Source organism: Arthrobacter sp. TmtSoilC51 (assembly GCF_055388015.1).
This window is the reverse complement of the sequence record NZ_AP035877.1, coordinates 414,674-439,284: the sequence shown is the minus strand read 5'-3', so window position 1 is coordinate 439,284 and position 24,611 is coordinate 414,674. Positions and strand designations below refer to the sequence as shown.

Here is a 24,611-nt window from a genome sequence, read left to right as displayed (position 1 = left end):
GGGTCAGCGGTTCCGGATCAGCGCCGCGATCTCCGTAAACCCGAGCCGCTCTGCGTTCTGCAGGGCGGTTCGGCCTTGGGGATCACGGATATCCGGATCAGCTCCCGCGGCCAGCAACTGCCGGACCACGTCCTGCTGGTTGGGGCCGCCGTTGTTGAGCAGGATGGCTTCCTGCATGGCGGTCCAGCCGAGGTTGTTGACGTGGTCCACGGGCACGCCAGCTGCGATGAGGATCCGCACAGTTTCGGTGTGCCCGTGTTCGCTCGCCGGAATGAGGGCTGTGCCGCCGTATCGGTTGATGCTGCCCACGTCCGCTCCAGCCGCCAAAGTCAGTTGCAGCACCTCGTTGAAGCCCTCCGCGCCTGCATAAAGAAACGCAGAGTCCTGGATGTCGTCCTTGGCGTTGACGTTGCCGCCAGCGTCGATGAGTTCGCGGACCCGCACGGGATCGTTGGCTTTCGCCGCGAGGATCAGGAGTCGGTCGGTTTCGATTTGGGCCTCCGGTGACAGTTTGGGCGGCAGGGCAACGGACGACGCCGGGACAGGGCCCACGCTCGACGGCGTCGCTAGGGTGGGCGCCGGGCTGGCAGGTGAGGCGGCCGCCGTCGTACTCGCTGTTGGCGAACCCGACGACGGTGTCTCGACAGGCGAGGACGGCGCGCAGCCAGCCACAAGCCCGGCGATCAGTAAACCCGCACTGATTGCCGAGCTCACAGCCAGACCGCGCGCCTTCATGGAACTCATACCGTCGAGGCTACTTCGCAGCTACAGCCAAAGCCTCGGCACCGGCGGTGGCGCAAGCCTCGTCCAAGGCGCCGTCGGGAGCGCCGCCGACGCCGATGCCCGCCACGGACACGCCGTTGACCTTCAGTGGGACACCACCGGCCAGGAAGAGCGTGCCGGGGAGGTCAGCAATGGACGGTCCATTGCCGTTGATGCGCTTGGCCAGTTCACTGGTGGGCGCACCGAAAGCAGCTGCGGTGTAAGCCTTCTGCTTGGCGGCCTCGATAGTGTGCTCGGCTGCGTTGTCGCCGCGGAGAAGGGCCTGGACGGTACCGAAGCGATCCACCAAGGCGACGGTCACGAACGGAAGCTTGTCCGCCTGGCACTTGGCAAGCGCCGCATTTACCGCCGCGCTCGACGCTCCGACGGCGATACGGTTCTGGGCAACCACATTCTCAGCTGCGGGCTGGACTTCGGCTGCTACCGGCGCGGCGGGTGCGGTAACGGGTGCGGCTTCGGGAGCCACTGCGTTGGCCACAGCGGTGACCCCGCCAGTGAGCAACAGCGCTCCGGCGGCTGCGGCGGCGATCATCTTGTTGGACTTCTTCATGGAGTGCTCCTCATGGCGTTCATTGGCAATTTCGGGTACACATCCATGCTTCCGGAGCACCCCTCAGGCCACATCGGCCATGTGCTGGGTCCAAGCTCATCCGTTCCGCCAGCCGTATCAGCCAAAAGGTGGAGAGGCCAGCGACCGCAAGGGATCTAGCATGGAAAGAGCGCCTACCACCGACCGGAACGGAAACGGGACCCCCAATGCCAGCAGCCCCTCAAAGGCCCGATCCCAGCAGCCGGATCGATAACCGCATCGACGCGGTGGTGCACCTTGGTTTCGCCGTGTTGATGGTCGCGTCTGCCGTCCGCTACGTCATGCGCCATTCCCCTGCGGACAACCTCTGGACCGTGGCCTTGGCTGCGGCAGTGTGCGCGCTGTACGCCGTCACTGCGGTCCTCTGCCAGCGTCGCCAAAAACAGCAGCACCGCCAGCCATGGATGCCTTGGATGTTCGCTTTGGTGGCAGCCTGGGCAGCGCTGGTCATCGTCGCCCCGAGTTTCGCGTGGTGTTCCTTCGCCATCTTCTTCCTTGTCCGCACCGCGTTAAGCGGGTGGGCGGCGTATCTGGCGGGAGGCGCGACGGCGGCGGCCACCGCCGTCGGGCTCTTCCGCATGAGCGACTGGACCGACGTCGCCATGCTGCTGGGACCGCTGGTCGCAGGCGCGCTGCTGACGCTGGTTTACGACAAGATCGAGCGGGATGCCGAGCTTCAACGCAAGCTGCTTAGCCAAGTCTCCAAGACTCAGGAACAGCTGGCCGCGAGTGAACGGGAAGCAGGAGTCGCCGCCGAACGCGAGCGCGTCTCCCGCGAAATCCACGATACCGTCACGCAGGGACTCGCCAGCAGCCTGCTGCTCCTGGAGGCCGCCCAACGGTCCTGGCCCGACGCCGACGCCCACGATGACGTGCGCAAAGCTGCCAGCCTCCTCCGCGGGAATCTCGCCGACACCCGCAGCCTGGTGCACGAACTCTCCGCGCCCGGCCTCGAATCCGGTCCCCTCCCGCAGGCCCTGGAACAGGCTGCCCGGCAATACGTGGATACCATCCGAGTGCAAGTCACCGGCGTCGCGCGGCCCGTCCCTGCAGAAGTTCGGCACGCCCTGCTCCGCGTGACACAGAGCGCCGTGGCCAACATCAAACTTCATGCCCACGCGGACAATGCCAGCCTGACTCTTGGGTACCTGCCGGACGCGATCACCCTTGACGTGTTCGACGACGGCCGCGGCTTTGATCCCGGAGCGGTACCTCCGCCGTCGGAAACGGGAGGATACGGTCTGCGCGCCATGCGTCAACGCATTGAGCAGCTGGGCGGAGAATTGAGCGCGGAAAGCACACCGGGAGAAGGCACCATCATTGCCGCGCAGCTTCCGCTGCCGGCTCTGCCCGAAAATACGCTTGCCGAAGATACCTCGCCCCAAGATACGTCGAAGGAGTCGCTGTGAGCACCATTTCCGTGCTCCTTGTGGACGACCACACCGTAGTCCGGAGCGGACTCAAGGCGCTGTTGGGCACCCAGGCCGATATCGTCATCGTCGGTGAAGCATCATCCGGTGAGGAAGCGCTGGAAGCAGCGCAACAACACTCACCCGCAGTGATTCTCATGGACCTTGCGATGGGTGCGGGAATGGACGGCATCGAGGCCATCAAGCAGTTGCGGCAACGCAATCCCCGGCAAGCCGTGATCGTGTTCACCACCTACGATTCCGACGCCGATATTGTCCGCGCGGTGGACGCCGGCGCCATGGGGTACTTGCTCAAGGATGCTGCGCCTGAGGAGATTTTCGCCGCAGTAAGGGGTGCCGTGCAGGGTAAAAGCGTGATGAGCGCGCCGGTAGCATCCCGGCTTTTCCAACAACTGCGGAACCCCGACGAAGTCCTCACGCCCCGGGAGGCGGAGCTCCTCAGTCTCCTGACTGAGGGCCTCAGCAACCGCGACCTGGGCAAACGCCTCTTCATTTCCGAAGCAACCGTCAAAACCCATCTGGCCCATATCTACGCCAAGCTCGGCGTGGAGACGCGGGCCGCGGCGATCGCAACCGCCATTCGCCGCGAAGGCATGCGGTAGGACCTTCTCTGCCCCGGATTGGGCGCCCTTTCCTATATATCCGCGGCCCGCATTCGGTTAAGCTGGCACTATGTCCGACGCCTCAGGACGCAAGATGTTCAAGCACTCCGGAACCGCCCTGCTGTTCCGCGGAATCCTGGCCGTGCTCTTTGCTTTCCTCGTGGCATCTTTGCCAGTAGCCACGGTCTTCGGACTGGTTCTCGTGTTCGGCCTCTTCGCAATCGTGGACGGCCTCACCAATGTGGCCCACTACTTTTATGACCCTTCACGCCATTCCCGCTGGACGATGGTGGGAGGCTTCATCTCCATCGCCGCGGGTTTGGTCGCAGTTGCGTGGCCGGGTATCACAGCAGCAGCGCTTGGCGTGCTGATTGGACTCTGGGCCTTGGTCCTGGGGCTTTCCGAGATCATCTTCGCGTTTGCTGCAAGGAACTCCGTCAATGGCTGGGGAGTCTGGGTGCTCACGGGTCTTGTGACTGCGCTTTTTGGCCTCTTCGTCCTGATCAACCCTGGTCTCGGCTTCCTGGGCATGGTGGGTTTGCTGGCAGCATTCTCCGCTGTTGCGGGGCTGTTGTTGATCGTTTGCGGGATCAAGATGCGCAGGGGCGCCTCGTCCGCCTTCATGTACGCCCACTGATCGCCCCTGCAGTGAAGTTGTCACGGCGGGCAATCCTTCATGAGGGGATGCGCTGGGCGCCAAGTTCGGTAAGTTAGTGGCTGTGAAGATAGCTACCTGGAATGTGAACTCCCTCCGTGCCCGTGCCGACCGCGTTGAAGCGTGGCTTGAGCGCAGTGACTGTGATGTCCTGGCCATCCAGGAGACCAAGTGCAAGGACGATAACTTCCCGTGGGAGCTCTTTGAGCGCATGGGCTACGAGGTTGCGCACTTCGGCGTGAACCAGTGGAATGGCGTCGCCATCGCCTCCCGCGTAGGACTGGAGGATGTTGAGCGCACCTTCCTGGACCAGCCAATGTTCGGCAAGGCAGGCAAGGATCCAGCTCAGGAAGCCCGTGCCATCGCCGCTACCTGTGGCGGCATCCGCATCTGGAGCCTTTACGTTCCAAACGGCCGCTCGCTTGACGACGAACACATGCCGTACAAACTCAAGTGGCTGGACGTCCTTCAAGGCAACGCCTCGGAATGGCTGAAGTCTGCTCCGTCAGCCCAGGTCGCGCTGATGGGCGATTGGAACATTGCCCCCTTTGATGACGACGTCTGGGACATCGAGCTGTTCCGCAACAACAACTTCACCCACGTGAGCGAACCCGAGCGCGCCGCTTTCCACGCCTTCGAGGCTGCCGGTTACACCGACGTCGTCCGCCCCTACACACCAGGCCCCGGCGTCTACACCTACTGGGACTACACGCAGCTGCGCTTCCCCAAGAAGGAAGGCATGCGCATCGACTTCTGCCTGGCCTCCCCCGCGTTGGCTGCCCGGGTTACCGGTGCCTCCATCGACCGTGAGGAACGCAAGGGCAAGGGCGCTTCGGATCACGCTCCCGTGATCGTGGAGCTTGCAGACTAATCACCGCTAATGGACGAAAGGGGCCGGCTGGACATGAATGGAAACCTGTATCGGGGCCAGGCAGGACTGCCGTTCTCTTCGTCCCTGCGCATTTACGAGCCCCTTGAGGCGTTTCCTCCCGAGCAGCAGCGCCAGCTCGTGGCGGACAGCAGCAAGATAGGTTCCCGCGCCGCCGTCGAAAATGCGGAACTCCAAGCCTCGCTGGGCCGCATCACACGGACCGGCGGGGACCCCTTCCCCACCGGGCGGACTGATTTGGTGCGCATGACGCGGGTCCCTGGCGGGCGGCACACCGCGGTGGACGGTGCCGCGGACGAAACAACCGGCAAGCCACCGCAGGATAAAGAAACCCACGACGCCGGACGGCTGCTTTATTGCCCCAGCCAACTGGTGATTCGGGCCGGGTTGGCGGCGAATGCCCTCATGGATGGTGTGCACAGCCCCCTGGCTGATCTGCTGATTCCGGTTTCCCAGCGGGACAAGCATCAAGCAAGGATCGATCGGATCAACGCAGGGGAAGAAGCCAAGCGGGTACACACCCGGGCCTCCACCTGGGGTATCCCGTTCAGCTGGTTCTCGCTGTTCGCAGAGTCTGACCGCAAGGACGTGGTGGAGTCGGATGGGCATATCCTCACCGTCCGGGTGTGGACACCATTGACGGACGCCCTGGACCGGGCACGCTTTGCCGTAGCCCATCTGGCCTTGGCAGCTCCGGACCTGGACATGCTGGATGACCTGACGCAGCTCACCGAATGGCTGGAGTTGTTCCACGTCCAGTCCATGGTGGAGCTGGACTACGGCGCCGTGGCGGATAAGGTCTATCCGGACGAATCCCCGATGGATGTGCGCCTTGGGATCGAGTGCTTGGCTGAGGGTGACATGACCGGCGCTGCCGCTGCTTATCGTCGACTCGCCTCACGGTGGATCCCCATCCGGCAGTTGGCGCGGGCTTCGTAGCTTGGGTCAGGACCTGCAAGGCGGCGCTGTTGTCTCCCTGACAATCAATTGATGCGGCGCCACCTCTGAATGCACGGCACCCGCAATCCCATCCAGCTCGTCGAGGAGCATTTTGGTGGCCAGTTCAGCCTGGTTGTCGGGCCGTTGGCCCACGGTTGTGAGGCCCAACGACGCGGAAAAATCGTGATCGTCAATGCCGATGACCGAAAGATCCCCGGGCACTCGAACGCCGTGACGGGCGGCCTCGAAGATAACCCCCATGGCCATCTCGTCCGAAGAACAGAAAATAGCTGTCGGCTTTGGCCCGGGCTGGTTCCATAGCCGAACAAACGCCTGCTGCCCGCTGGCAACGGTGAAGTCGCCCCATTCATCCCACTCGGGGCGTACTTTCAAGCCGGCATCGGCCATGACCTCCTGGAAGGCCCGGATACGGACACGCGGAACGTCGAAGTTCAGGTCCGTTTCGTCATCGCCGTGGAGCAAAGCAATGTCCGTGTGGCCCAGATCCAGCAGGTGCCGCACAGCCGTTGAGGCGGCTTCGTAATCGTTGATGCCGATGTACGCGCAATCCTCGACGTGCCCGCCAACCACCACCAGCGGGATATCGATCTTGTGGAGGTGTTCCAATTCCTCCTCACTGAGCGCCATACAAAGCACCAGCAGGGCATCGATCTGCTTGTAGACCATGGTGGAGCTGAAAAGCCGCTCGCGATTACTGCCGTGGCCCCCGAGGTTGAACAAGGAGAGGTTGTACTTGCGCGAATGCAGTTCCCTGTCCGCGCCTTCGATGGCCTTCGAGAAGAACCATCGGGAGACGAACGGCGCCAGGACACCGATGGTGCGCGTGCGTCCGGTGGCCAACCCCGAAGCCGAGGACGAGGCCACGTAACCAAGGGACGCCGCGACTTCCAGGATTTTCTCACGGGTTGCCGGTGAGACGCGGGGCAGTCCCCTGACGGCCCTGGACACAGTGGCAGTAGACACTCCGGCGGCCGCCGCCACGTCTTCGATGCTGACGCCTGTGTGGCCACCGCGTTGGGACCTACCCGTTGTTCGTGTCACAGGCCCCCCTCTCCGGCTGCCTTTGGATTCGCCGATTTCTTTCTTACGGCGAAGAAACAGTCTATTTTGTGCAGGCCTTGGTTACGCAGCGGAGCCATCCGCTGCGTAACCAAAGCTGCAATTATCAGCCCTTAAGGCCGCCGGACAGCAGGCCCCTGACGAAGTACCGCTGGAGGCCGAAGAACACCAGGAGCGGGACGATGATCGAGACGAATGCTGCGGCAGGGTTCAAGTAATCCCTTGCACCGCGGGTACCGGAAATTTCCGCAAGACGCTGCGTAATAGGCGCGACGTCCGCCGTACCTCCGGAGAACACCAAGGCCACAAGCAGGTCGTTCCAGACCCACAGGAACTGGAAGATGGCCAGCGATGCCAACGCCGGAACGGACAGCGGAAGGATGATCCGCCAGAAAATGGTGCTGTGTCCGGCACCGTCAACCCTCGCCGCCTCGATAACCTCACCCGGAATCTCGGAGATGAAGTTGTGGAGGAGGAAGATGCCCAAGGGAAGCCCGAACATGGTGTGCGCGATCCACAGCTGCGCGTACGAACCCGCCGGAAGGTGGAGGGTCTGCGTGAAGAACTGCAGGAGCGGAATCAGTGCCATCTGGAGCGGGATGATCTGCAGGGCAAAAACGAAGATAAAGAGCGCGTCGCGGCCCTTGAACTTCCCCCATGCGAAAACGTAGGCCGCCATGGAAGCGAGCACCAGCACAAAAATGGTGACCGGGATGACGATCGCTATGGAGTTGACGAAGTACTGGGACAGGTTGGCCGACTGCGAGCCCGCGGGAGTAACGACGTCTACATAGTTCTTGAAGGTGAAGTCCCAGTCCAGGAAGGCATTCCACCAACCGTTTGAGCGGGGACCCACCTGCTTCGGGGCGGGACGGAACGAGGTAACAAGGAGACCGAACGTCGGTACAGACCATACGACGGCGATGATGATCGCTGCCGCTGTTGCCCACTTGGACGTGAGCTTGGTCTTGACCCTGCGCATGATCGGCTGGGCGTCCTCCGTGGGATCGGATCCAGGACGCTGCCGAGTCGGGACCGTCGAGGCCTCTTTCGGGGCTGGCGTGGCTGTCAATGGATCTCCCTTTGCTTGCGAAGGACTCGAGCGTTGTACACCACAATTGGCAGCACCATAAGGAACAGGATCAGGGCCAGTGCAGCACCGCGTCCTGGCTCACCGGCACGGAAAGCCTGTGTGTACATTTCGTTGGCCACAACCGAGGTGTCGTAGTTTCCGGCCGTCATGGTTCGAACAATGTCGAACACCTTCAGCGTGGCGATCGTAATGGTGGTCAGTACCACCACCAAGGCCCCGCGGATGCCGGGGACCGTGACGTTGCGGAACTGCTGCCAGGCATTTGCCCCATCCAGGCGGGCTGCCTCAATGAGTTCCACCGGGACACCCTTGATGGCCGCAGACAGGATCACCATGGCGAAGCCAGTCTGGATCCAGACCATCACGATGATCAGGAAGAGCGTGTTTTCCGGGGCATCCAGGAGGAACTGTTTGGGGTCCATACCCAGGGCGGCACGGATAAAGTTGATGACGCCGGTCTGTTCAATGCCTGGACCGCGGTAGTCGTAAACGAGCTTCCAGATGATGCCGGCGCCCACAAAGGAGATCGCCATCGGCATGAAGACCAGTGACTTCAGGACCCGCTCGCCGCGGGCCTTGTCAATGAATACGGCATAGGCAAGTCCGAAGCTGGTGGACAACAGCGGAACGAGGACTGTCCAGATAACGGTGTTGCGCAAGGTGGCCAGAGCCTCCGGCTGCGTGAACATCCAGACGAAGTTGTCGAATCCGTTTCCTTGGCCGCTTGCATCCGTGAACGCCAACATTGACGTGCGGACAGCGGGATAAACGAGGCCCACCAGCATCAGGATGGCTGCCGGAGCAAGGAAGCCAGCCACGGTAACCCTGTCCTTGACCGATTTCGGTGCCCTGTCCACCACCAGCATGATGATGCCGATAACAGCCGCGAAGATCGCGATTGCTATCACTACTTGAAGGAGTTTTCCTCCGATAAAATCCATACCCAACCTCCGGGGCGTGAGTGAATCACTAGGTTCCGGGAAAGGCGCTGCCTCCCCGGCTGGGCAGACCAGCCAAGGGAGGCAGCGCCTTTATCGTCAGCTCTTAGGCCAGCTGGACTCGATGCTGTCCGTTACCTGCTGGGCAGAGGAGCCGTTGATCCAGGCAACAATGCCCTTCCAGAACGAGTTGGAACCCACTGCGCTCGGCATCAGGTCAGAGCCGTCAAAACGGAAGACGGTCTTGGGGTCCTGAAGGAGCTTGATGGACTGCTTGTCCAAAGCGGACTGTGCATTGTTCGGGTCGAGGCCCTTGTTGGCGCTGATGGCACCGCCGAGCTTCACGCGGTTGTTGGCGAAGTCCGCACTTGCCATGAAGGCGAGGTAGGCCTGGACCTCGGGGGTGTCCTTGTAGGCGCCAACGGATTCACCGCCACCGGTGATGGCTGTGCCCTTGGATTCATCCACGGGAGGTGTCATGAAGGCCCAAACATCGCCGTCCTCGGCAACATTGGTGCCGGCAGGCCAGTTGGCTGCCTGGAACGATGCCTGGTGGTGCATGGCGCACTGTCCGTCAAGAACAGGCTGACCGGCCTGGGCGAACGCCGTGCTCAGGATCGAGCGGGGGTCACCGAAACCGCCGTTGACGTAATCCGGGTTGAGCAGGATGTCGCCAACCTTGTTGAAGGAGTTGACGATCTTGGGATCGTTGAAGGGAATCTGGTGGGTAATCCACTTGTCGTAGACTTCCGGGCCCTCGGCGCGAAGGACGACGTCCTCGATCCAGTCGGTGCCCGGCCAGCCGGTAGCTTCGCCCGACTCAAATCCGGCACACCACGGCTTCATGGTCTTGTCGGCAGCGATCTTCTTGGTCAGGTCCATCATTTCGTCCCACGTCTTGGGGACTTGCCAACCCTTGTCCTTGAAGGTCTTGGGCGAGTACCAAACGTAGCCCTTGACGTTCGCGAGCATCGGTGCGGCGTAGAACTTGCCGTCCACGGTGCCGTACTTCTTCCAGTCCGGGGACCAGTTCTTGTCCACAAGATCGGACACAGTCTTCGGGGCGGGCTTCAGGTAGCCGGCGCGGGCTTGGGTGGCAAGGAGGCCAGGCTGCGGGAAGATCGCCACGTCCGGGGCCGTGCCTGATTGTGCACGGACACCGATCTGGGTTTCGAACTCCTTGCTGCCCTCGTACTTGACGGTGATGCCTGTGCACTTTTCGAACTGTGCCCAGGATTCCTCGAGGTTTGTTGCTTCGACGTCAACAATGGTGGAGTACACCGAGACGGTCTTGCCGTCATGCTTGCCGTAGGTGTCGTAGGCGGAACAGTCATTCGACGCGGTGCTAGCGCTGCCGCCGCCGCTGTTGCCGCTACATGCGGACAGGGTAAGTGCCAGAACGCCGGCCGCCGCGACCGGGAGCAGGTACTTGGTTTTTTTCATGCTGGAGACTCCTCGCTGAGTACAAGAAAATCGTGGCGCAATTGATGTGGTGGCCCTCACACTAGCTAAACTTGCAGCAAGAATGCAAGCGCTTACACCCGAACGTGACCGCAACGATACAAAGCAACCTTTGCATCGCGCCCGACACGCCAGGCTGGGGTTCCCTCGGGATCCGGGAACTGCCTCGCAGCAAGGCTGCAGCGATCAGCCGCGGCCGGCTCAAACCCAACTGCGCAGCATGGCTTGTGGCGGAGTAGTCGCGCCATCCGATTTGATTGCCTAGTGTTGCCTATGCAACAGTGGGAAGTGTGGATGAACTTGAAGCACTCCAGACCATTGGCCGACTGATCAAAGAAGAACGCTTGGCCCAAGGGCTGAGCCAGGTGCAGTTGGCAAAGCAGGCTGGAACGGCCATCAAGACTGTCCGGACGCTGGAGTCAGGCACTCGCCGCACCCAGGAAATCAATCAGCGCAAGCTCGAGCACGCCCTGGGCTGGCGGGCCGGATCAGTCGCTGAAGTTCTCAAGGGAAAATCCAGCTTTGCCCCGGACCAAATCACCCCCGACGACATGCGCAGCAGCGACGACCAGCGGCAGTCTTCAGGGCCGCGGGTCGTGGTACCTGCGGCCCCCATTGCCCGCGCCTCGCATCTTTCCGACGAGGAACTTCTCGCTGAACTGACATACCGGATGATGCACCGCAACAGGGGCTAGCTGTACTGAGTCAGTAGGTTGTTTGCACCTGCTGATGGGTGGTTTGCCTCCGAGGCTGCCGTGCGGCCGGTGGTTGTTGTAGAAGTCTAGCCATGGCTGCAGGGCGTCTGTCCGGGCCTGGTTGGAAGTGAATGGTTGCCGGTAGGCCCAGCCTTCTTGAAGGGTGCGGTTGAAGCGTTCTGCTTTGCCGTTCTGCCAGGGATGGCGGGGTTTGATCAGGACGTGCTTGGCGACCAGTGCAGCGAGTGCGTCCTGGAAATCTTTCGATAACCGGTAGGCAAAGGCGTTGTCGGTCATGACCCGTCTGACTGGCGCGCCGTTGGCTGCCATGGCCGCTGCGGCCCGGGTGAGGAACCCTGCGCAGGTCGGGCCTTTCTCGTCGGGCAGGACCTCGGCGTAGGCCAGACGAGTGTGGTCATCGACGGCCACGTGGACGTAGTCGAAACCGACCCTTGTATGGCCTGTTGAGTGGTTGCGGGCGGATTGGTTCGGGTCTGCCCGCCAGCCTCCGCCGTCGGGAATCCGGCCTAGTTTCTTGACGTCGATGTGGATCATGTCTCCGGGAGCGTCGCGCTCGTACCGGCGGTCCGTGGCACGGGATGCCCGGATCCGTTCCCCGGTCACCGGGTCCAGGTCCCACAGCCGGGGCATGCCCGCCCGGGTCAGAATCCGGGAGACCGTCCGGGCGCTCGTCCCGCACCGGGCTGCCAGGCCCGCTGGCCCTTCGCGGTGCTTCACGCGCTGGGTCAGGACATCGGCAACCAGCGCAGCAGAAGTCGCGTGTGGGCACGACCTTGGGCGGGAGCTGCCCTCGAGGCCGGCCCAGCCATGGGTGCGGTACCGGCTGATCCAGCGGTGCGCGCAGGTCCTTGAGATGCCCATTTCTTTGGCCACATGGGCCACGGGACGGCCGGCGAGGACGCGCTCGATAAGGATCCGCCTACCGGTCGGGGTCAAGCGGGCATTACATCGTGAATAGGTGAAGACCTCTTAGTCGTTGGCTGTGTGTGGTAACCACCAACCTAAGAGGTCTTCACCTATTCACGATGTAACCAACGTCCTGACTCAGTACAGCTAGCTGCCTGTTGGGAGTTGCTGCCTACGCACCATCTCATTGATCCAGGTGGGCGCGAAGGGAGAGGTGCAGTTGGGCGGAGTGGGATAGTCCTTGAGCACTTCCAGACGCTCACCTATAGCCAAGGCACGGGCGCGATGTTCGGGATGTTCGATTCCGATCTGGGCAAGGCAGGTGTTCATCGCCCATTGGAACCGATCTGGGGCTTCCTTCATCCGGGCCTCGATAACATCAAGCAGCCCGGCAAGGTCCAGGCCTGCCGGATCCTTGATGACACGCTCTGACGTCAGCGCCCAGCCGGCACTCGCAACCACCGGATCATTGTCCGCAAACCAGGCCAGTCGCAGCTCTTCGACGTGCGGATTCTTCTTGACCACGTAGTTCACAAGCCAGTCGTGCACTTTGGGTGTACGGGCCTCGCGCAGCATCGTGTCCAACTGCTCACGCCCATACGACTTTGGGCGGCAAATCAGCAGTGCCAGTAGCTTCGCCGCCGTGTCATCCGTCGCCCAGAGCTCGCGTGAGAGCTCCTGCTGTGCCTTCAACCGTTTCGCCATGGCCCGCAACTTACTGAGGTTCACACCGTGATCGTCACCGTGTTTCTCGTTTACCTCGCGCGACTTCGGGTCTTCCAACGCAGCCAACTCGGCCATCACCTCAGCCAGAGTCGTACCGGTCGCAGCTGTACCAGCCCTCGCCGTCGTACCAGCCATCGCAGCCTCCAGTCCATCTCGTGTGAGGCACAGCCTACTAGGCGTAGGTGCGGTAAATCAGCCGCTTAAGACAGCAGGATGGCAGCTCATGGGAGTGCGTTTAGCACTGCCCTGAACTGCCATCCCCGACACGCTGTGTAAAGGCTATTTCCCGCCCTTGAACAGGCCTGCGATCTTGGAGCCGAGGCCCTTCACGTTTTCGGTGACATCTCCGGCGATTTCCTTGGACTTCTCCGCGACGTCACCAGCAAGTTCCTTGGCATTTTCCCCGACGTCACCGGAGAAGAATTCCTTAACATTTCCGGCAGCCTCGCCCGCGAACTCCTTGACGTTTTCGGCGGCCTCGCCAGCAAATTCCTTGACGTTTTCCGCGGCCTCGCCAGCAAATTCCTTCGCGTTTTCAAGCGCCTCGCCAGCTACGTCCTTGGCGTTACCGGCAGCGCCTTCTACCGCTTCCGATCCCGTAGTTTCTTCACTCATGGTGCTCTCCTTCGTGACGGTTGGAACGCTGATTGCTTTCGGGGTCTTATCCCGCAAGGCAATCCATCGCATCAGGGATTTTTCCCCCTCTGCTTTCAAACTATTGGCATACGTGTGGCTTAAGCAACGCAAAACACCCTGAGTGAAATATTCGGCAAAATTGCCCGGTAACGTCGGATCAGTCAGCGGACCCGTTCAGCTTTTGTAAATTTCGCCCGGGCACCGGATGCCATATGCACCAACACGGGTGTCTTCTTGCCAATCACCAAGTCCAAGGCTTCAACCAGGCGCGAAACCTCGGCGGCAAGGAGGTGTGGCGCCACTCCTTGGCGTGGTTGGATGCGCACGCGTAGGCACGGCTGGCCTTTGACCTCATACGTCGCAACAGACGCTCCGGCGAGGTCCGGCCGATCCGCCAAGGCTGCCCGAAGCGCCTGTTCGGCTACTCCGCCACCGATCTGCACTTCACCGTCCACATCGCTCTCGTCGCCACTGGCCACCAAGAGGTTGGCCCTGCCTTTGCCTTGTTGCGACACCCAAGCGACCATCGCAACAATGATGGCAACCAAAACCAGGCCGGCCACGATCCACAGCCAGCTTTCCTCACGCCCAGGGAAGCGGGTTTGCCGGAAGGCGTCCTCCGCACGGGCCCACGTCCCCGCAGCCCAGCCATGCCACCACGTTGCCACGGCGGGGACAGTGGCCAGCAGCAGAAGAAGTAGCCCAACGGCCAAGAGTTTCACGCCAATGATGAAGAGAAGGACCCGGTTAAGGGCACGCGGAGTACCGTTCACGCGCCCACCACCCCCGAGGTAGACAGGTTCACCTGAACCGTTGGCATGGGAAACAGTGACATCTCATCCAGCTCCGCCTGCACTGCCCTCAATACGGCCTCTTCACTGACCTTGCTCCCTGACGTGGGACGGACATTAACCACCACCGCCTGCCTGGACACAATCACCATGACTTGTTCCTGGGTCACGTTCGCGGCAGTCCGTGCACGACGCGCAAGTGCCGAGGCCAACACTTCGTCGTCAACTACGACGGCGGTGCGTGGGTCCCGCAGCAAATGCCGGGCCCGCCTGCCTGGCAATAAGGAGTGAAGGAGGAAGAACAGTCCGACCATGGCGATGACAGCACCGCTTGCGCCGAGAAGAAGAGGCGAGATACCCGCCGGAAGTGCGATGATGCGTTCTGCCGCGGTGCTTGGGTCAACGAGCCATGGCGGCTGCCCAATGGCACGGAGGGCAGATTCCAGAAGTGCAAGAACACAGAGAATGATCACCAGCACAGCTGCGATGCTGGCTGCCCCTGCCCGGGACGAGTGAGTTTCCCGTCGCAGAATCCGGCTCATGGCCGGGTCCTCGCCGGCAATGGGGCTGGCTCCGGAGCCAGCGTCCGAAGGTTCGATGGCTGTTTCCTGGTCCTGTGTCACCGGACGCGGCCTCCCTCTTTAACGTGGGCTCCGCTGATCCTGATGTCCACCCTGCTTATCTGCGAACCACTCAGCCGTGTGACAGTCTCCAACACGCTTGCCTTCGCCGCCACGGCACGGTCCCAGATGGAGCCCCCGAAGCCCTGGACACGCTGCGGATGACCGAGTACCTCGGTCAGGGCGGGGATGCTGATAGGTGCCACGATGGACAAAGCCAGCAGGCCGTCGTCGTCCGACCAATCGGCGCGGATGTCGCTGGGTTCCACGCCAAGAGCCTCGGCGGCCGCGGCCTGCGCAAGCGATGTCAAAGCCTGGGTACTGATCCGGTTATGGCCGACCAGGCTGGTGGTAGGTTCCACAGCCTCAGCCACGCTCATGACGAAGAGCGCCGGCCCGTAATGGCGTCCAGGACGCTGCGGAGATCAAGCTTGCCTTCAGCTGCACGGCCAAGGAGGGCTCCAATACCCATGAAGAGCAGCGAGATAAGGAAGCCCCACAGGCCGAACTGGAAGGACATGAACGCCACGAAGGCGCCGATCGCGATTCCCACGACGGTCATGCTCATTGCAGTGCCTCCCTTTCAACCACGACAGTTTTGGGCTTGGGGGGCGGGGCCACGTAGACATCATTGATCTCGATGTTGACCTCGATGACCTGGAGCCCGACGAGTTCCTCAACAGCCCGGTAAACAGCAGCGCGGACCTGGTTGGCGACCCCGTGCAGAGGGTACCCGTACACAGCCACCAAGTTGATGTCCACGGCTACTTGGGTCTCCCCTACTTCGGCGCGAACACCAGCGGCATGGTCCAAACTGCCAACAGCGTCACGGATGGCGCCAAGCGCGCGGGACGGACCTGAGCCCAGGGAGTAGACACCCGGAACCGCGCGTGCAGCGATGCCGGCGACTTTTGCGACAGCGGCCTCGGAGATAATGGTGCGTCCGGTACCGAGGACCTCGCCCTCAGGCACAGGGTCGATCTGCAAGTTCTGGTCTGACATCGAGCACTCCCCTTCTCTTGTGTACCACCCTAGCGTCTAGCTCCGACGCTTTGTGAGAGGCGTCCTGCCTGAAGGGAACGCGCGCGGCGCCTATTTGCAGTTCTTATCCATCCAGTCCTGGATCGGCTTCATAAGTTCCTCGAATTCGGGCTCCCCGTACTTCCGGAAATCCGTGCCGGCCGACTCCGTATACGCCCTCAGCTTCTCAAAGCTCGGCTTCAGTTCCTCGGGCACCTTGGCCTGCATCCGGGACAGTTCTTCCTTGGCCTTCTCGATATCTTCCGGGTCGCCGCCCACCAAGGCCGCCAACGGCAGGATGGTCACGCTCAACATGGTGGCGCTCACCGAGATGCATGCTTCAGACAAGGACGTGAATTCGCCGTAGACGCCGCCTGTGCCTGTGGCCGCATCCGGGCTTGCATTGATCTCCGCGGACGGTTCAGTGCTGGATTCCGGGGCGCTGTTGGATGTTGCGGCGTTCGACGACGATGCTATGGGCGTGGGCTGCGCCACCGGCAACGGGAACGAGCAGGCACCGAGCGCCAAGGTTCCGATCAGAAGGCACCCGACCAGCAGCGGGGCTGTACCTCGCCGGCTGCCACCTTTCCTGCGATTCCTGCCAGGAAGCATGGACGTGCTGAAGCGTGTGGTTTCAATCATGGTGTCCCCCCCGTTGGATTGCATGCGATGACAAACCGGCGAGGGCAAGAATACGCCCGGCGGCCTGCAGTGAACAGAGGTTGAGTTATCCACAGCCGGTTCTCTTCGAGGGGGTCGGGACAGCCCAAAACACCTAAACTGGCGGACACATCGCCAAACAGCCGCTGGGGAGCCTGTCATGTCACGCCTTTCATTTGCCTCTTTTCCTGTTCTTACTGTCCGAGTTGGGTCTGTCGCGTTGGCGGTTTCGCTGCTTCTCAGCGGCTGCCAGGGCGGCAGCTCGCCGAGCAGCGCACCCACAGAAACAGGCTCGACGACGGCCGCCCCCACCCCGGATACGAGCAGCCCGGGTTCTCCCGCTGTTACTTCCGGGACCACCGCACCATCCGGTGTCTATAAGCCCGCGGATGCGAAGGGCAAAGCACAGAATGTGCCCGTTCCTGTGATGCCCGAGTTGGCGAAGGAGAACACAAAGGAGGGGCTGGAGGCGTTTATCAGGTATTGGTACGCCACTTTTTCGTATGCCACGGAAAGCGGAGATGCTGATCCTTGGGCTGCAATAACGGATACCACGAACGTGGTCGCTGCTGCATACAAGGAGGCATTGGGACGCAACTACGCTCAAGGAAGGTGGATGGTCGGAGGAAAGATCACTACCCCAGCGATCGAAATATTGTGGACGCCAGGAGCCAACACTCAAGAAGCCAAAGTTCAGGTTATTCAGGAAGAGATTCGTTACGTCAACGCCGACGGGACGAGGGGCAAGGATCCAACACCTCCGTCCAACATAGCCGAGGCCGTCTTCGCGGAATTTACCGATGGATCATGGCGGGTTACGGACAACGGAATGATTGTTGGCTAGACATGAGGCTACTTCGCTTTGCTTGCCTCATAACGCTTTGCTTCCTCATCCAAGGGGCCGCTGGCACTGCCAATGCGTTGCAGGATGACGGCGGGCAGATCAGCGTCGGAAGAGGCGAAACCGCGCTGACTGTCGGGGGGACGTTCATCTTCAACCCTGAGACAGGAAAATCAGAGCCACGCCTAGGAAGTGCGTCGCTCTCCGTTGATCCCAACCAGTACATGGCCGACACCCACTGCCGGGCAGACGGTCCCGACACCGTCGATCCCGGCTGTCTGGCCCTGAGCTGCCCTGCCAAAACACTGGGCGGTGAAGAGGGCACACCTGTGATCTGGAGGCAAGCTCCGAAGTCAATCGCGAATCCGCAGTGGACAGATTATCCGGCGATCAGCGGACCCACCTGCCTGTACGACGCCCAACCCGAGAACGTCCTGGCGAACATCGCAGCCCGGATCCTGAACGACTTCCGCCAACTACCGATCAACTCAGGAACCCTCGAAGCCCAACCCTTCCCCCACACCCTCAAAGGCGGGCCAACAAACTTCTACACCACCGCCACCGAACAAGCCTTCAACGTCATCATCCTCGGCCAAGCCGTCCACCTGACCGCCACCCCGGCAAGCTTCACCTACAACTTCGGCGACACCACCAGCCTCGGCCCCACCCCCGCAGCCGGCTACGCCATCCCCGAAGCCGACTGGCTCCTCAACAGAACCCGCACCAGCCACATCTACACAGAAACAGGCAACTACCCTGCCACCATCACCACCAGCTTCACCGGCACCTACTCCGTGAACAACGGCCCACCACTACCCATCAACGGGACACTGGACCTAACCACCCCACCCAAAACCATCCAGGTCTGGAAAACAGAACGAGCACTCGTCGCCGACACCTGCCAGGAAAACCCCAAATCCTGGGGCTGCCCCGAAGCCGAAAAATAGCCGGCTTCGGGTAAGGCTTATGGGATGAGGTTTGGCCGGGCCAGGTCCGTTCTAGGCCGGGGAACCCATGCGCAGCAATGGCAACGTCATGGGGCGGGGCACGGGAAGAGGCTCGCCCAACCCGCCCAGGACTTGCCGGGCCAAGGCAACGTCGTTGACGCAGATCCCATCGACTCCGAGCTGGACCGCCGCGCTGATTTCATCACTTGTCGCCAGAGTCCACGGAAACACCTTGAGTCCGGCGGCATGAGCTTCGGCGACCAGTCCGGCGTCGAGAATTCCACATTCCGGCGCAACGGCGGAAGCCCCGGTTGCCAAGGCAGCGCTCACGAGGTCTTGGACGACGGAAGGATACAGGCCCACCGATCGTCCCGGGCTCTCCCTGCTCAGCGCCACCAAGGGAACAACTCCGGGCAGCATTCCGGACATTGCCCGGATGATTTGGGGATCAAAGCTGCGGACGCGCAAGGCCTGTTCGTCACGGTGAGCCTTAAGCACCTTGGACAAAGCGGTCACTATCGCGTGGCCATAGTTGTCCCAGGCGGCACCCTCGGTTTTGACCTCGATGTCCAGGACGACGTCGGTTGCATTGGCGAAGCGCAACAGGGCCAGGGTTTCCGGCAGAGATGGTGGACGTGATTCAAGATCAACGTCGGTAGTCGTCGCCGGGTGCTTCTCGACCACGGCCTGAAGCATGGTCTCCAACCTGATGTCGGCGCTACCGATGACGGCATCGTGTCGCAATACGAGCTGCTTGTCAGACGTGAGCCAGACATCGACTTCTATCGCGTCCACGCCAAGGCGAAGTGCCTCGACGAAGCTTGCCAGGGTATTCCCGTGCCGTGTGGCCAGAACGCCTCGGTGGCCTTGAATCTCGATCATTGTTCTTCCTATTCCGATTCGTCCACGAGGGAAACTTCAGTAACCGTGGCGAGCTGAGACAGCTGCGCGACAATGTCCGACGCTGCCATGGTGCCTTCAATTTCCAGCTCTATCTCAATGAGATCAGCCACGGCGGCGGTTTCTGTCCCTGTTATCAAGCGGTCCATCACGCCCTTGGACTCCGCCGAACCCCGGGTCGTAGCGAATCCCTGAACACGGAATCCTTGCTCGGTGCATGTTCGGAGCACATCCCTTAGGGCGCCCACACCGTCCATGTAGGTAACTTTCAACAGCCACTGGCTTGGCAAACCAAAGCGAAGTTTCGCAGTCACCACGGGATAGACGTAGACGATGACGAAGTGGGCCGCGGTGACGAATACCGCGGGCAGCACCAAGCCTGCCCCAGCGGACGTCCCGACTGCTGCTGTAACCCAGATGGAGGCTGCGGTCGTCAATCCGCGGACTTGGTTACGCCGCACGAAGACGAGCCCCGCGCCGATGAAGCCAATGCCGGAGACCACTTGAGCCGCCAGCCGGGAGGGATCCAGCCTCACCAGATCCACCATCAATACGTCACTGAAGCCGTATTTGCTCACGACCATAAACAGGGCCGCGCCCAATCCCACCATCGCATGGGTTCTCATGCCCGCCGATTTGTTTTTGCTTTGGCGTTCGAACCCGATGGCTGTCGATAGGACCAGTGCCACGGCCAAGGCCAGGCACATCTGCCACCATTGCGTATCCGCGCTGAAGATCACTTAGTGCTCCGATTCGGTTATGAACCCCCTTCTTCTGCCTCCACGTGGAAGATCCAGTCCGATACGGATGTTCCATGCAAAGGCAACTCAAAGGTAGACGCGGCGCGAGCCGGTGCTGTGGCTAATTCTTCAAGCTGCAGCACGTTCCAGTCAACGCTTGTGCACATTCGTGCAATTTGATGACTACGATTTGTTAGGACGTATTAGCATGATATTTTTTACGGTTGCTCACGGCTGAAAAGCGCGCCTTCGCGCCTAACGAGCCTCCTTGCACAGTCCTGAAATCGAGTCTTGTGATAACCGATCTTTGTGTGTAGGTTGTCAAATGACCTGAAGTTAGGTTGTCAGGTCAAATGTGAAACAAATGCTTTTTTGCAAGTGCTAAGTCGCCCGGACAGCGATGACGAGGGGGTCAACGTGAGGGTTTTCCATGGGCAGATTAGACACAACTGGCGCGCCCGCAGCCGTCTCGACGGCGGTGGGCGCAGAACGCGGACGGGCCAACACTAAAAGCCGCGATTCGCAAACGAGCAGGGCACCGGTTCACAGATGGCCGACAGGCACCCCGAAGAGCCGCCGATGGAATCGGAGAACTCGCAGGGACGCATGGGTTTTTGCCGCTTTCGCGGCACCCAATGTCCTGCTTATCCTCCTCTTTACCTACCGACCGCTGGTCACCAACTTCTACTATTCCACCCTGGATTGGACGCTCGGTGCCGCCACCGCAACCTCCGTGGGGCTGGGCAACTATGTGGAGTTCTTTACCTCTCCTGACGCTTCGAGCGTGTTGGGCGTAACAGCCATATTCACCATCACCACCGTTGGCGGTGCGATGATCCTGGGCCTGCTGGTGGCGTTGGCGCTGAACCAGAGGCTGAAGGGCACAACGTTTGCGCGGGCTGTGGTTTTCGCCCCCTACGTCCTTTCCGGCGTCGGTGTCGGCTTGGTGTGGCTGTTCATTTTCGATCCAACGTACGGCGTCCTTTCCTGGATTCTCCGCACTGTTGGCCAGGCAAGTCCCCAGTGGGTCAACGATCCGAAGCTGGCACTGCTCATGGTCATCATCGTGTACGTATGGAAGAACCTCGGCTATTGCGCTGTGGTGTACCTGGCAGGGCTGCAGTCCATTCCCACCCAGCTCTTGGAGGCCGCCGCGTTGGATGGCGCCAGTAGTCTTCGACGCTTCACGTCGGTGGTGGTTCCCCTGCTTTCCCCGACCACTTTCTTCCTCCTGATCACCTCGCTGCTGAGCTCGCTGCAGGCGTTCGACATCATCCGCATCATGACTCCATCAGGCAACGGAACCAGCACCCTGATCTTTGACTCCTATCTCCAGGCGTTCGGCTCATACAACCGTGCCGGATACTCCGCAGCCATTTCCGTTGTGTTGTTCGCCGGATTGCTCATCATGACAGCCGTGCAGTTGCGATTCGTGGAGCGAAAGGTTCACTACTCATGAGCACCAACACCATTGAAACCACGCCGCACCGCGATCATCCGTTCTCCTGGCAAAACCTCGGCAGGACTATTGCCGGGGGCTACGTCCCCCTCCTGCTGGCAACCCTGGTTGTCTTCGTGCCCCTCCTCTGGATGATGCTGTCTTCCCTCAAGGCGCCGGGCGAAATCGTCACAACAAACCTGACGCTGCTGCCAAAGAGCCCAAATCTGCAGAATTATGCAGACGCGGCATCAACTGTGCCCTTCGCCCGGTTCTTCCTCAACAGCGTGATCGTCACCGTCATCGGATCCACCATCAAATGCGTCCTTGCTGTCTTCACGGCCTACGCACTGGTGTTTGTCCGGTTCCCGTTTAAGAGGGTCATCTTCCTGCTGATTCTGGTTGCACTGATGGTCCCGCCGCAGGTGTCCGTGCTTCCCAACTACGTTTTGATCGCAGGCATGGGAGGGCTGAACACGTATTGGGGGATTATCCTTCCGGGCCTGGGAACAGCGTTTGGCACGTTCCTCCTGAGACAGCATTTCCTCACACTGCCACCAGCAATCCTGGAATCGGCGGAAATCGACGGTGCAGGCCACTGGCGCAAGCTCTGGAAGATCGTTGTCCCGGTGTCCGTGCCGAGCATCGCGACTGTCGCCTTGGTAACCATCGTTTCTGAATGGAACGAGTACATCTGGCCGCTGATCGTCACTGACCATCCGGACATGATGACCCTTCCGGTAGGCCTGACCCAGCTGGTCAACAGCGATGGCAGCACCCAGAACTGGGGCATGCTCATGGCCGGCGCGGTGATCGTCCTCCTACCGATCCTGCTGATCTTTGCCGCACTGCAGCGGTACATCGTCTCCGGGCTAACTCAAGGCTCGGTAACCGGCTAAAACACCACACCCTCCGAGGATCTGCTCAAGCACCTCGTTCACTAGAAAGGCACTTCCTGCATGTCAACATCACTTTCCCGGAAGCATTTCCTCGGCTTGGCCGGGGCCTCCCTCACCGCCGCCGCTCTTGCAGCTTGTGGCGGCCCCTCTACCGACCCCGGAGGCTCATCAGCAAAGACGCTCTCCCAGGACTGGTCCAAAATCAAACCCGCCTCGAGCATCAGCTTCATGTCCAGCCACCCCGGAAAGTCCCGGGATACGGAACAGAAGCTGATAGAAGCCTTCCAATCGGCCAATCCGGACATCAAAGTCAACCTCATCACAGGAGGATCCAACTATGAGGAAGTGGCGCAGAAGTTCCAGACATCCCAGGCAGGGAGCGAAGTGCCGGACGTCGTTGTCGCCTCGGACGTATGGTGGTTCCGTTACGCCGTCTCGGGTGCCATCCTCCCCATCGATGACCTCCTCAAAGCAGTCAAGGTCAGCTCCGCCGACTACAAGCCCGGTTTGATCGGTGACTACGAATACTCGGATCAGCTGTGGGCAGTCCCATACGCACGCTCAACGCCGTTGTTCTATTTCAACAAGGACCACTTCAAGGCTGCCGGAGTCCCCGAGAACCCTCCAAAAACCTGGGAAGAGTTCGCCGAGTGGGCGCCGAAGATCAAGGCGGCAAATGCTTCATCTTCCGGATACCAGAACGCTTACCAGTACCCGGCGATCGCGGGTTATGCCGGTTGGACGCTTCAAAACGTTCTCTGGGGCCAAGGTGGTGGCTGGTCCAAGGAATGGGACATCACAGCGGATTCAAACCAATCGGTGGCTGCGATGCAGTGGGTGCAGGACTCCATCGTGAAGAATGGCTGGGCCGGGGTCTCCTCCAAGAATGCCATTACCGACCTTCAAGCTGGCGCCGTCAGCTCCACCATCAGCTCGTCCGCAGACCTCGCTGCCACCATGAGGGCGGCGAAGGAAGCGAACATGAGGATCGGCGTCGGGTTCTTGCCGGGTGGGTCCGCCTCAGCCTCCCAGGTTTGTCCCACGGGTGGTTCCGGTCTGGTGATCGCCAGCAAGACGTCGCCGGAAAGACAACTTGCAGCGGCCAAGTTCGTCACGTTCATGACGAATGCGCAGAGCACTTCTACTTTGTCTGCTGCAACCGGCTATCTACCGGTAGCCGAGGCTGCGGACATCTCAGCAATTGTCGCCCAGACTCCGGAATTCCAAACAGTGGTTGACCAACTAAAAGAGACCCGCACTCAGGACTTTGCCCGAACGTTCCTCCCCGGCGGAGACCAGGAGCTGGCCAAGGCAGCTACCAGGATCATGAATGAAAAGGCCGATGTGCAAGCAACGCTGACCGAGTTGAAGGGAACACTTGAAGCCATCTACAACAAGGACGTGAAGCCGAAGCTGAAAGCCTAGTCCAGGGCTGCGCAAGCGTGGGCATCCGCTGGTGCCTACGCTTGCGCAGACGACCGGGTTAAAGCAGCCTGACAGCGAGAGCGCTCACAAGCCGGCTGTCTTCGCAAGATTGTGACAACGTAGATATGCTCAGCATTGGCCCTCCGTCTATCTGCTGGCGATGTCAGAATTTAGGCGAGTGGGCGGACCAACATCACCCACAGTTCCCTCCACCTGTTCCTGCGAGGCTGATTGTCGACGACTGGCGTCCCCGCCGTGCCATTCCCGTATGCACTACTGCAGGTTGAACGCATCGGTATGTGGACGTCGGGCTAATCCGGAATTGATGTGCCTACTGACCTGGGAGCCACCGTGGCTGCCCCGTGTTGCGCTCCTCAAGCGTTTCACTCGTAATGAAAAGGTCATCAGTTCGATTCTGATAGGAAGCTCGGTAGAGAACCGGCCTTGCACATCGCATGCAACCTTGTTCGCAAAGCCAGAACGGTGCGCGGCCTCCATTCCAAAGACCCATCCCATTCAGGCGCGAGCTTTGTTCGCCAAGCGACAGACCTGCAGACGGTCCAAGCAGGGCTTTACCTACCCAGCAGGTTGGCCAAAAATGCACACGGGAATCCGCTTCAGCAGATCACGGCGCAGGGCCTGTGGGCTAGGAACGATGGCTCAGGGAATCTGCATCGTGTTCCCAGATGAAACCAAAGGGAACACGAGGGTTGAGCGCAACGCTATAGAAGCCCGGCCGGTGGCGTGTTACGAGGATGCCTTGCCCGCCGTCATCAGTGGCGCGCAGCCGCGCCAGCTCCACGGCGGCGTCGATGCCGGTTTGGATTTCATTGGGCGTTGTTCCACTTACGTAGAAATGCTTGCCCTGTTCAATGGTCTCGATCATG

At 60.9% G+C, this 24,611-nt stretch carries 28 protein-coding genes and 1 pseudogene; 11 read left to right on the top strand and 18 right to left on the bottom strand.

All coding sequences use genetic code 11. The features are described 5' to 3' along the window. Positions 1-3 precede the first annotated feature (3 nt). Together ACZ5G6_RS02190 and ACZ5G6_RS02185 are read right to left on the bottom strand one after the other, a co-directional pair. Positions 4-735 carry an ankyrin repeat domain-containing protein gene (locus ACZ5G6_RS02190; protein WP_498691722.1) on the bottom strand — a complete coding sequence of 244 codons (732 nt, stop codon included), beginning with the start codon at positions 733-735 and terminating at the stop codon, positions 4-6. Between the two features lie 19 nt (positions 736-754). Then, complete coding sequence (locus ACZ5G6_RS02185) at positions 755-1,333, bottom strand: GlcG/HbpS family heme-binding protein (protein ID WP_223935566.1); 579 nt, start codon at positions 1,331-1,333, stop codon at positions 755-757. A gap of 206 nt (positions 1,334-1,539) precedes the next feature. Between ACZ5G6_RS02185 and ACZ5G6_RS02180 the strand changes: the two genes are divergently transcribed. From ACZ5G6_RS02180 to ACZ5G6_RS02160, 5 genes are all read left to right on the top strand, one after another. Beyond that, positions 1,540-2,781: a sensor histidine kinase gene (locus ACZ5G6_RS02180; RefSeq protein ID WP_498689077.1), complete on the top strand. Its 1,242-nt coding sequence runs from the start codon at positions 1,540-1,542 to the stop codon at positions 2,779-2,781. Then, positions 2,778-3,404: a response regulator gene (locus ACZ5G6_RS02175; RefSeq protein WP_498689075.1), complete on the top strand. Its 627-nt coding sequence runs from the start codon at positions 2,778-2,780 to the stop codon at positions 3,402-3,404. Before ACZ5G6_RS02180 ends, ACZ5G6_RS02175 begins: the two co-directional genes overlap by 4 nt. A 70-nt stretch (positions 3,405-3,474) precedes the next feature. Then, positions 3,475-4,041: an HdeD family acid-resistance protein gene (locus tag ACZ5G6_RS02170; protein ID WP_223935563.1), complete on the top strand. Its 567-nt coding sequence runs from the start codon at positions 3,475-3,477 to the stop codon at positions 4,039-4,041. Between the two features lie 82 nt (positions 4,042-4,123). Further along, a complete protein-coding gene (locus ACZ5G6_RS02165; RefSeq protein WP_223935562.1) occupies positions 4,124-4,930 on the top strand; it encodes an exodeoxyribonuclease III in 807 nt (268 codons plus the stop codon). 33 nt (positions 4,931-4,963) lie between these two features. Then, entirely contained in the window at positions 4,964-5,887 is a 924-nt protein-coding gene (locus tag ACZ5G6_RS02160) for a DUF8083 family protein (RefSeq protein WP_498689072.1), read from the top strand. Between the two features lie 6 nt (positions 5,888-5,893). Here ACZ5G6_RS02160 and ACZ5G6_RS02155 read toward each other — a convergent pair whose 3' ends face one another. The 4 genes from ACZ5G6_RS02155 to ACZ5G6_RS02140 all read right to left on the bottom strand — a co-directional run bounded on the left by ACZ5G6_RS02155 (position 5,894) and on the right by ACZ5G6_RS02140 (position 10,441). Further along, a complete protein-coding gene (locus ACZ5G6_RS02155; RefSeq protein WP_223935560.1) occupies positions 5,894-6,949 on the bottom strand; it encodes a LacI family DNA-binding transcriptional regulator in 1,056 nt (351 codons plus the stop codon). A 124-nt stretch (positions 6,950-7,073) separates the two neighbouring features. Next, a complete protein-coding gene (locus tag ACZ5G6_RS02150; protein WP_223935559.1) occupies positions 7,074-8,039 on the bottom strand; it encodes a carbohydrate ABC transporter permease in 966 nt (321 codons plus the stop codon). Continuing rightward, positions 8,036-9,001 carry a carbohydrate ABC transporter permease gene (locus tag ACZ5G6_RS02145; RefSeq protein WP_223935558.1) on the bottom strand — a complete coding sequence of 322 codons (966 nt, stop codon included), beginning with the start codon at positions 8,999-9,001 and terminating at the stop codon, positions 8,036-8,038. Before ACZ5G6_RS02145 ends, ACZ5G6_RS02150 begins: the two co-directional genes overlap by 4 nt. Positions 9,002-9,097: 96 nt before the next feature. Beyond that, positions 9,098-10,441 carry an ABC transporter substrate-binding protein gene (locus ACZ5G6_RS02140; protein WP_223935557.1) on the bottom strand — a complete coding sequence of 448 codons (1,344 nt, stop codon included), beginning with the start codon at positions 10,439-10,441 and terminating at the stop codon, positions 9,098-9,100. Between the two features lie 308 nt (positions 10,442-10,749). Here ACZ5G6_RS02140 and ACZ5G6_RS02135 point away from each other — a divergent pair, with 308 nt between their 5' ends. After that, positions 10,750-11,154, top strand: a complete 405-nt coding sequence (locus ACZ5G6_RS02135) for a helix-turn-helix domain-containing protein (RefSeq protein WP_498689069.1) — start codon at positions 10,750-10,752, stop codon at positions 11,152-11,154. Between the two features lie 12 nt (positions 11,155-11,166). On the opposite strand, the pseudogene ACZ5G6_RS02130 reads toward ACZ5G6_RS02135, so the two are convergent. From ACZ5G6_RS02130 to ACZ5G6_RS02090, 9 genes and pseudogenes are all read right to left on the bottom strand, one after another. Then, positions 11,167-12,111, bottom strand: a pseudogene (locus tag ACZ5G6_RS02130) (IS481 family transposase); the annotation flags it as partial. A gap of 117 nt (positions 12,112-12,228) precedes the next feature. Next, entirely contained in the window at positions 12,229-12,942 is a 714-nt protein-coding gene (locus ACZ5G6_RS02125; RefSeq protein ID WP_498689067.1) for a DNA alkylation repair protein, read from the bottom strand. A gap of 144 nt (positions 12,943-13,086) precedes the next feature. Next, positions 13,087-13,422: a hypothetical protein gene (locus tag ACZ5G6_RS02120; protein WP_223935553.1), complete on the bottom strand. Its 336-nt coding sequence runs from the start codon at positions 13,420-13,422 to the stop codon at positions 13,087-13,089. A 182-nt stretch (positions 13,423-13,604) separates the two neighbouring features. Beyond that, a complete protein-coding gene (locus ACZ5G6_RS02115; protein WP_498689065.1) occupies positions 13,605-14,216 on the bottom strand; it encodes a hypothetical protein in 612 nt (203 codons plus the stop codon). Next, positions 14,213-14,857 carry a DUF6286 domain-containing protein gene (locus ACZ5G6_RS02110; protein WP_223935551.1) on the bottom strand — a complete coding sequence of 215 codons (645 nt, stop codon included), beginning with the start codon at positions 14,855-14,857 and terminating at the stop codon, positions 14,213-14,215. Before ACZ5G6_RS02110 ends, ACZ5G6_RS02115 begins: the two co-directional genes overlap by 4 nt. Further along, positions 14,854-15,234 (bottom strand): hypothetical protein, encoded by a 381-nt coding sequence (locus ACZ5G6_RS02105; protein ID WP_223935550.1) that lies wholly within the window; start codon positions 15,232-15,234, stop codon positions 14,854-14,856. The genes ACZ5G6_RS02110 and ACZ5G6_RS02105 overlap by 4 nt, the downstream gene beginning before the upstream one ends. Continuing rightward, on the bottom strand, positions 15,231-15,422 hold the full coding sequence (locus ACZ5G6_RS02100; RefSeq protein WP_216922303.1) for a hypothetical protein: 192 nt from the start codon (positions 15,420-15,422) through the stop codon (positions 15,231-15,233). Before ACZ5G6_RS02100 ends, ACZ5G6_RS02105 begins: the two co-directional genes overlap by 4 nt. Next, on the bottom strand, positions 15,419-15,856 hold the full coding sequence (locus ACZ5G6_RS02095) for an Asp23/Gls24 family envelope stress response protein (RefSeq protein WP_223935548.1): 438 nt from the start codon (positions 15,854-15,856) through the stop codon (positions 15,419-15,421). Before ACZ5G6_RS02095 ends, ACZ5G6_RS02100 begins: the two co-directional genes overlap by 4 nt. A gap of 90 nt (positions 15,857-15,946) precedes the next feature. After that, positions 15,947-16,516 (bottom strand): hypothetical protein, encoded by a 570-nt coding sequence (locus tag ACZ5G6_RS02090; protein ID WP_498689063.1) that lies wholly within the window; start codon positions 16,514-16,516, stop codon positions 15,947-15,949. 178 nt (positions 16,517-16,694) lie between these two features. On the opposite strand from ACZ5G6_RS02090, the gene ACZ5G6_RS02085 reads away from it, so the two are divergent. Together ACZ5G6_RS02085 and ACZ5G6_RS02080 are read left to right on the top strand one after the other, a co-directional pair. Further along, a complete protein-coding gene (locus tag ACZ5G6_RS02085) occupies positions 16,695-17,378 on the top strand; it encodes a DUF6318 family protein (protein WP_498689061.1) in 684 nt (227 codons plus the stop codon). Between the two features lie 2 nt (positions 17,379-17,380). Then, positions 17,381-18,322 (top strand): hypothetical protein, encoded by a 942-nt coding sequence (locus ACZ5G6_RS02080; RefSeq protein WP_498689059.1) that lies wholly within the window; start codon positions 17,381-17,383, stop codon positions 18,320-18,322. 51 nt (positions 18,323-18,373) lie between these two features. Here the strand turns inward: ACZ5G6_RS02080 and ACZ5G6_RS02075 are convergent, their stop codons facing one another. Both ACZ5G6_RS02075 and ACZ5G6_RS02070 read right to left on the bottom strand, forming a co-directional pair. Beyond that, positions 18,374-19,204: a glycerophosphodiester phosphodiesterase gene (locus ACZ5G6_RS02075; protein WP_498689057.1), complete on the bottom strand. Its 831-nt coding sequence runs from the start codon at positions 19,202-19,204 to the stop codon at positions 18,374-18,376. Positions 19,205-19,212: 8 nt separating this feature from the next. Next, positions 19,213-19,962, bottom strand: coding sequence for an MgtC/SapB family protein (locus tag ACZ5G6_RS02070; protein ID WP_223935543.1), 750 nt, complete (start codon positions 19,960-19,962; stop codon positions 19,213-19,215). Positions 19,963-20,392: 430 nt separating this feature from the next. Between ACZ5G6_RS02070 and ACZ5G6_RS02065 the strand changes: the two genes are divergently transcribed. The 3 genes from ACZ5G6_RS02065 to ACZ5G6_RS02055 are packed head-to-tail and all read left to right on the top strand — an operon-like array spanning position 20,393 to position 23,724. Continuing rightward, positions 20,393-21,421 (top strand): carbohydrate ABC transporter permease, encoded by a 1,029-nt coding sequence (locus ACZ5G6_RS02065; RefSeq protein ID WP_498689053.1) that lies wholly within the window; start codon positions 20,393-20,395, stop codon positions 21,419-21,421. Beyond that, positions 21,418-22,299: a carbohydrate ABC transporter permease gene (locus tag ACZ5G6_RS02060; RefSeq protein WP_498689051.1), complete on the top strand. Its 882-nt coding sequence runs from the start codon at positions 21,418-21,420 to the stop codon at positions 22,297-22,299. The genes ACZ5G6_RS02065 and ACZ5G6_RS02060 overlap by 4 nt, the downstream gene beginning before the upstream one ends. Before the next feature lie 60 nt (positions 22,300-22,359). After that, positions 22,360-23,724, top strand: coding sequence for an ABC transporter substrate-binding protein (locus tag ACZ5G6_RS02055; RefSeq protein WP_498689047.1), 1,365 nt, complete (start codon positions 22,360-22,362; stop codon positions 23,722-23,724). A 646-nt stretch (positions 23,725-24,370) separates the two neighbouring features. On the opposite strand, the gene ACZ5G6_RS02050 is transcribed toward ACZ5G6_RS02055, so the two are convergent. Continuing rightward, positions 24,371-24,610: a hypothetical protein gene (locus tag ACZ5G6_RS02050; RefSeq protein WP_223935539.1), complete on the bottom strand. Its 240-nt coding sequence runs from the start codon at positions 24,608-24,610 to the stop codon at positions 24,371-24,373. Between the last annotated feature and the right edge of the window lies 1 nt (position 24,611).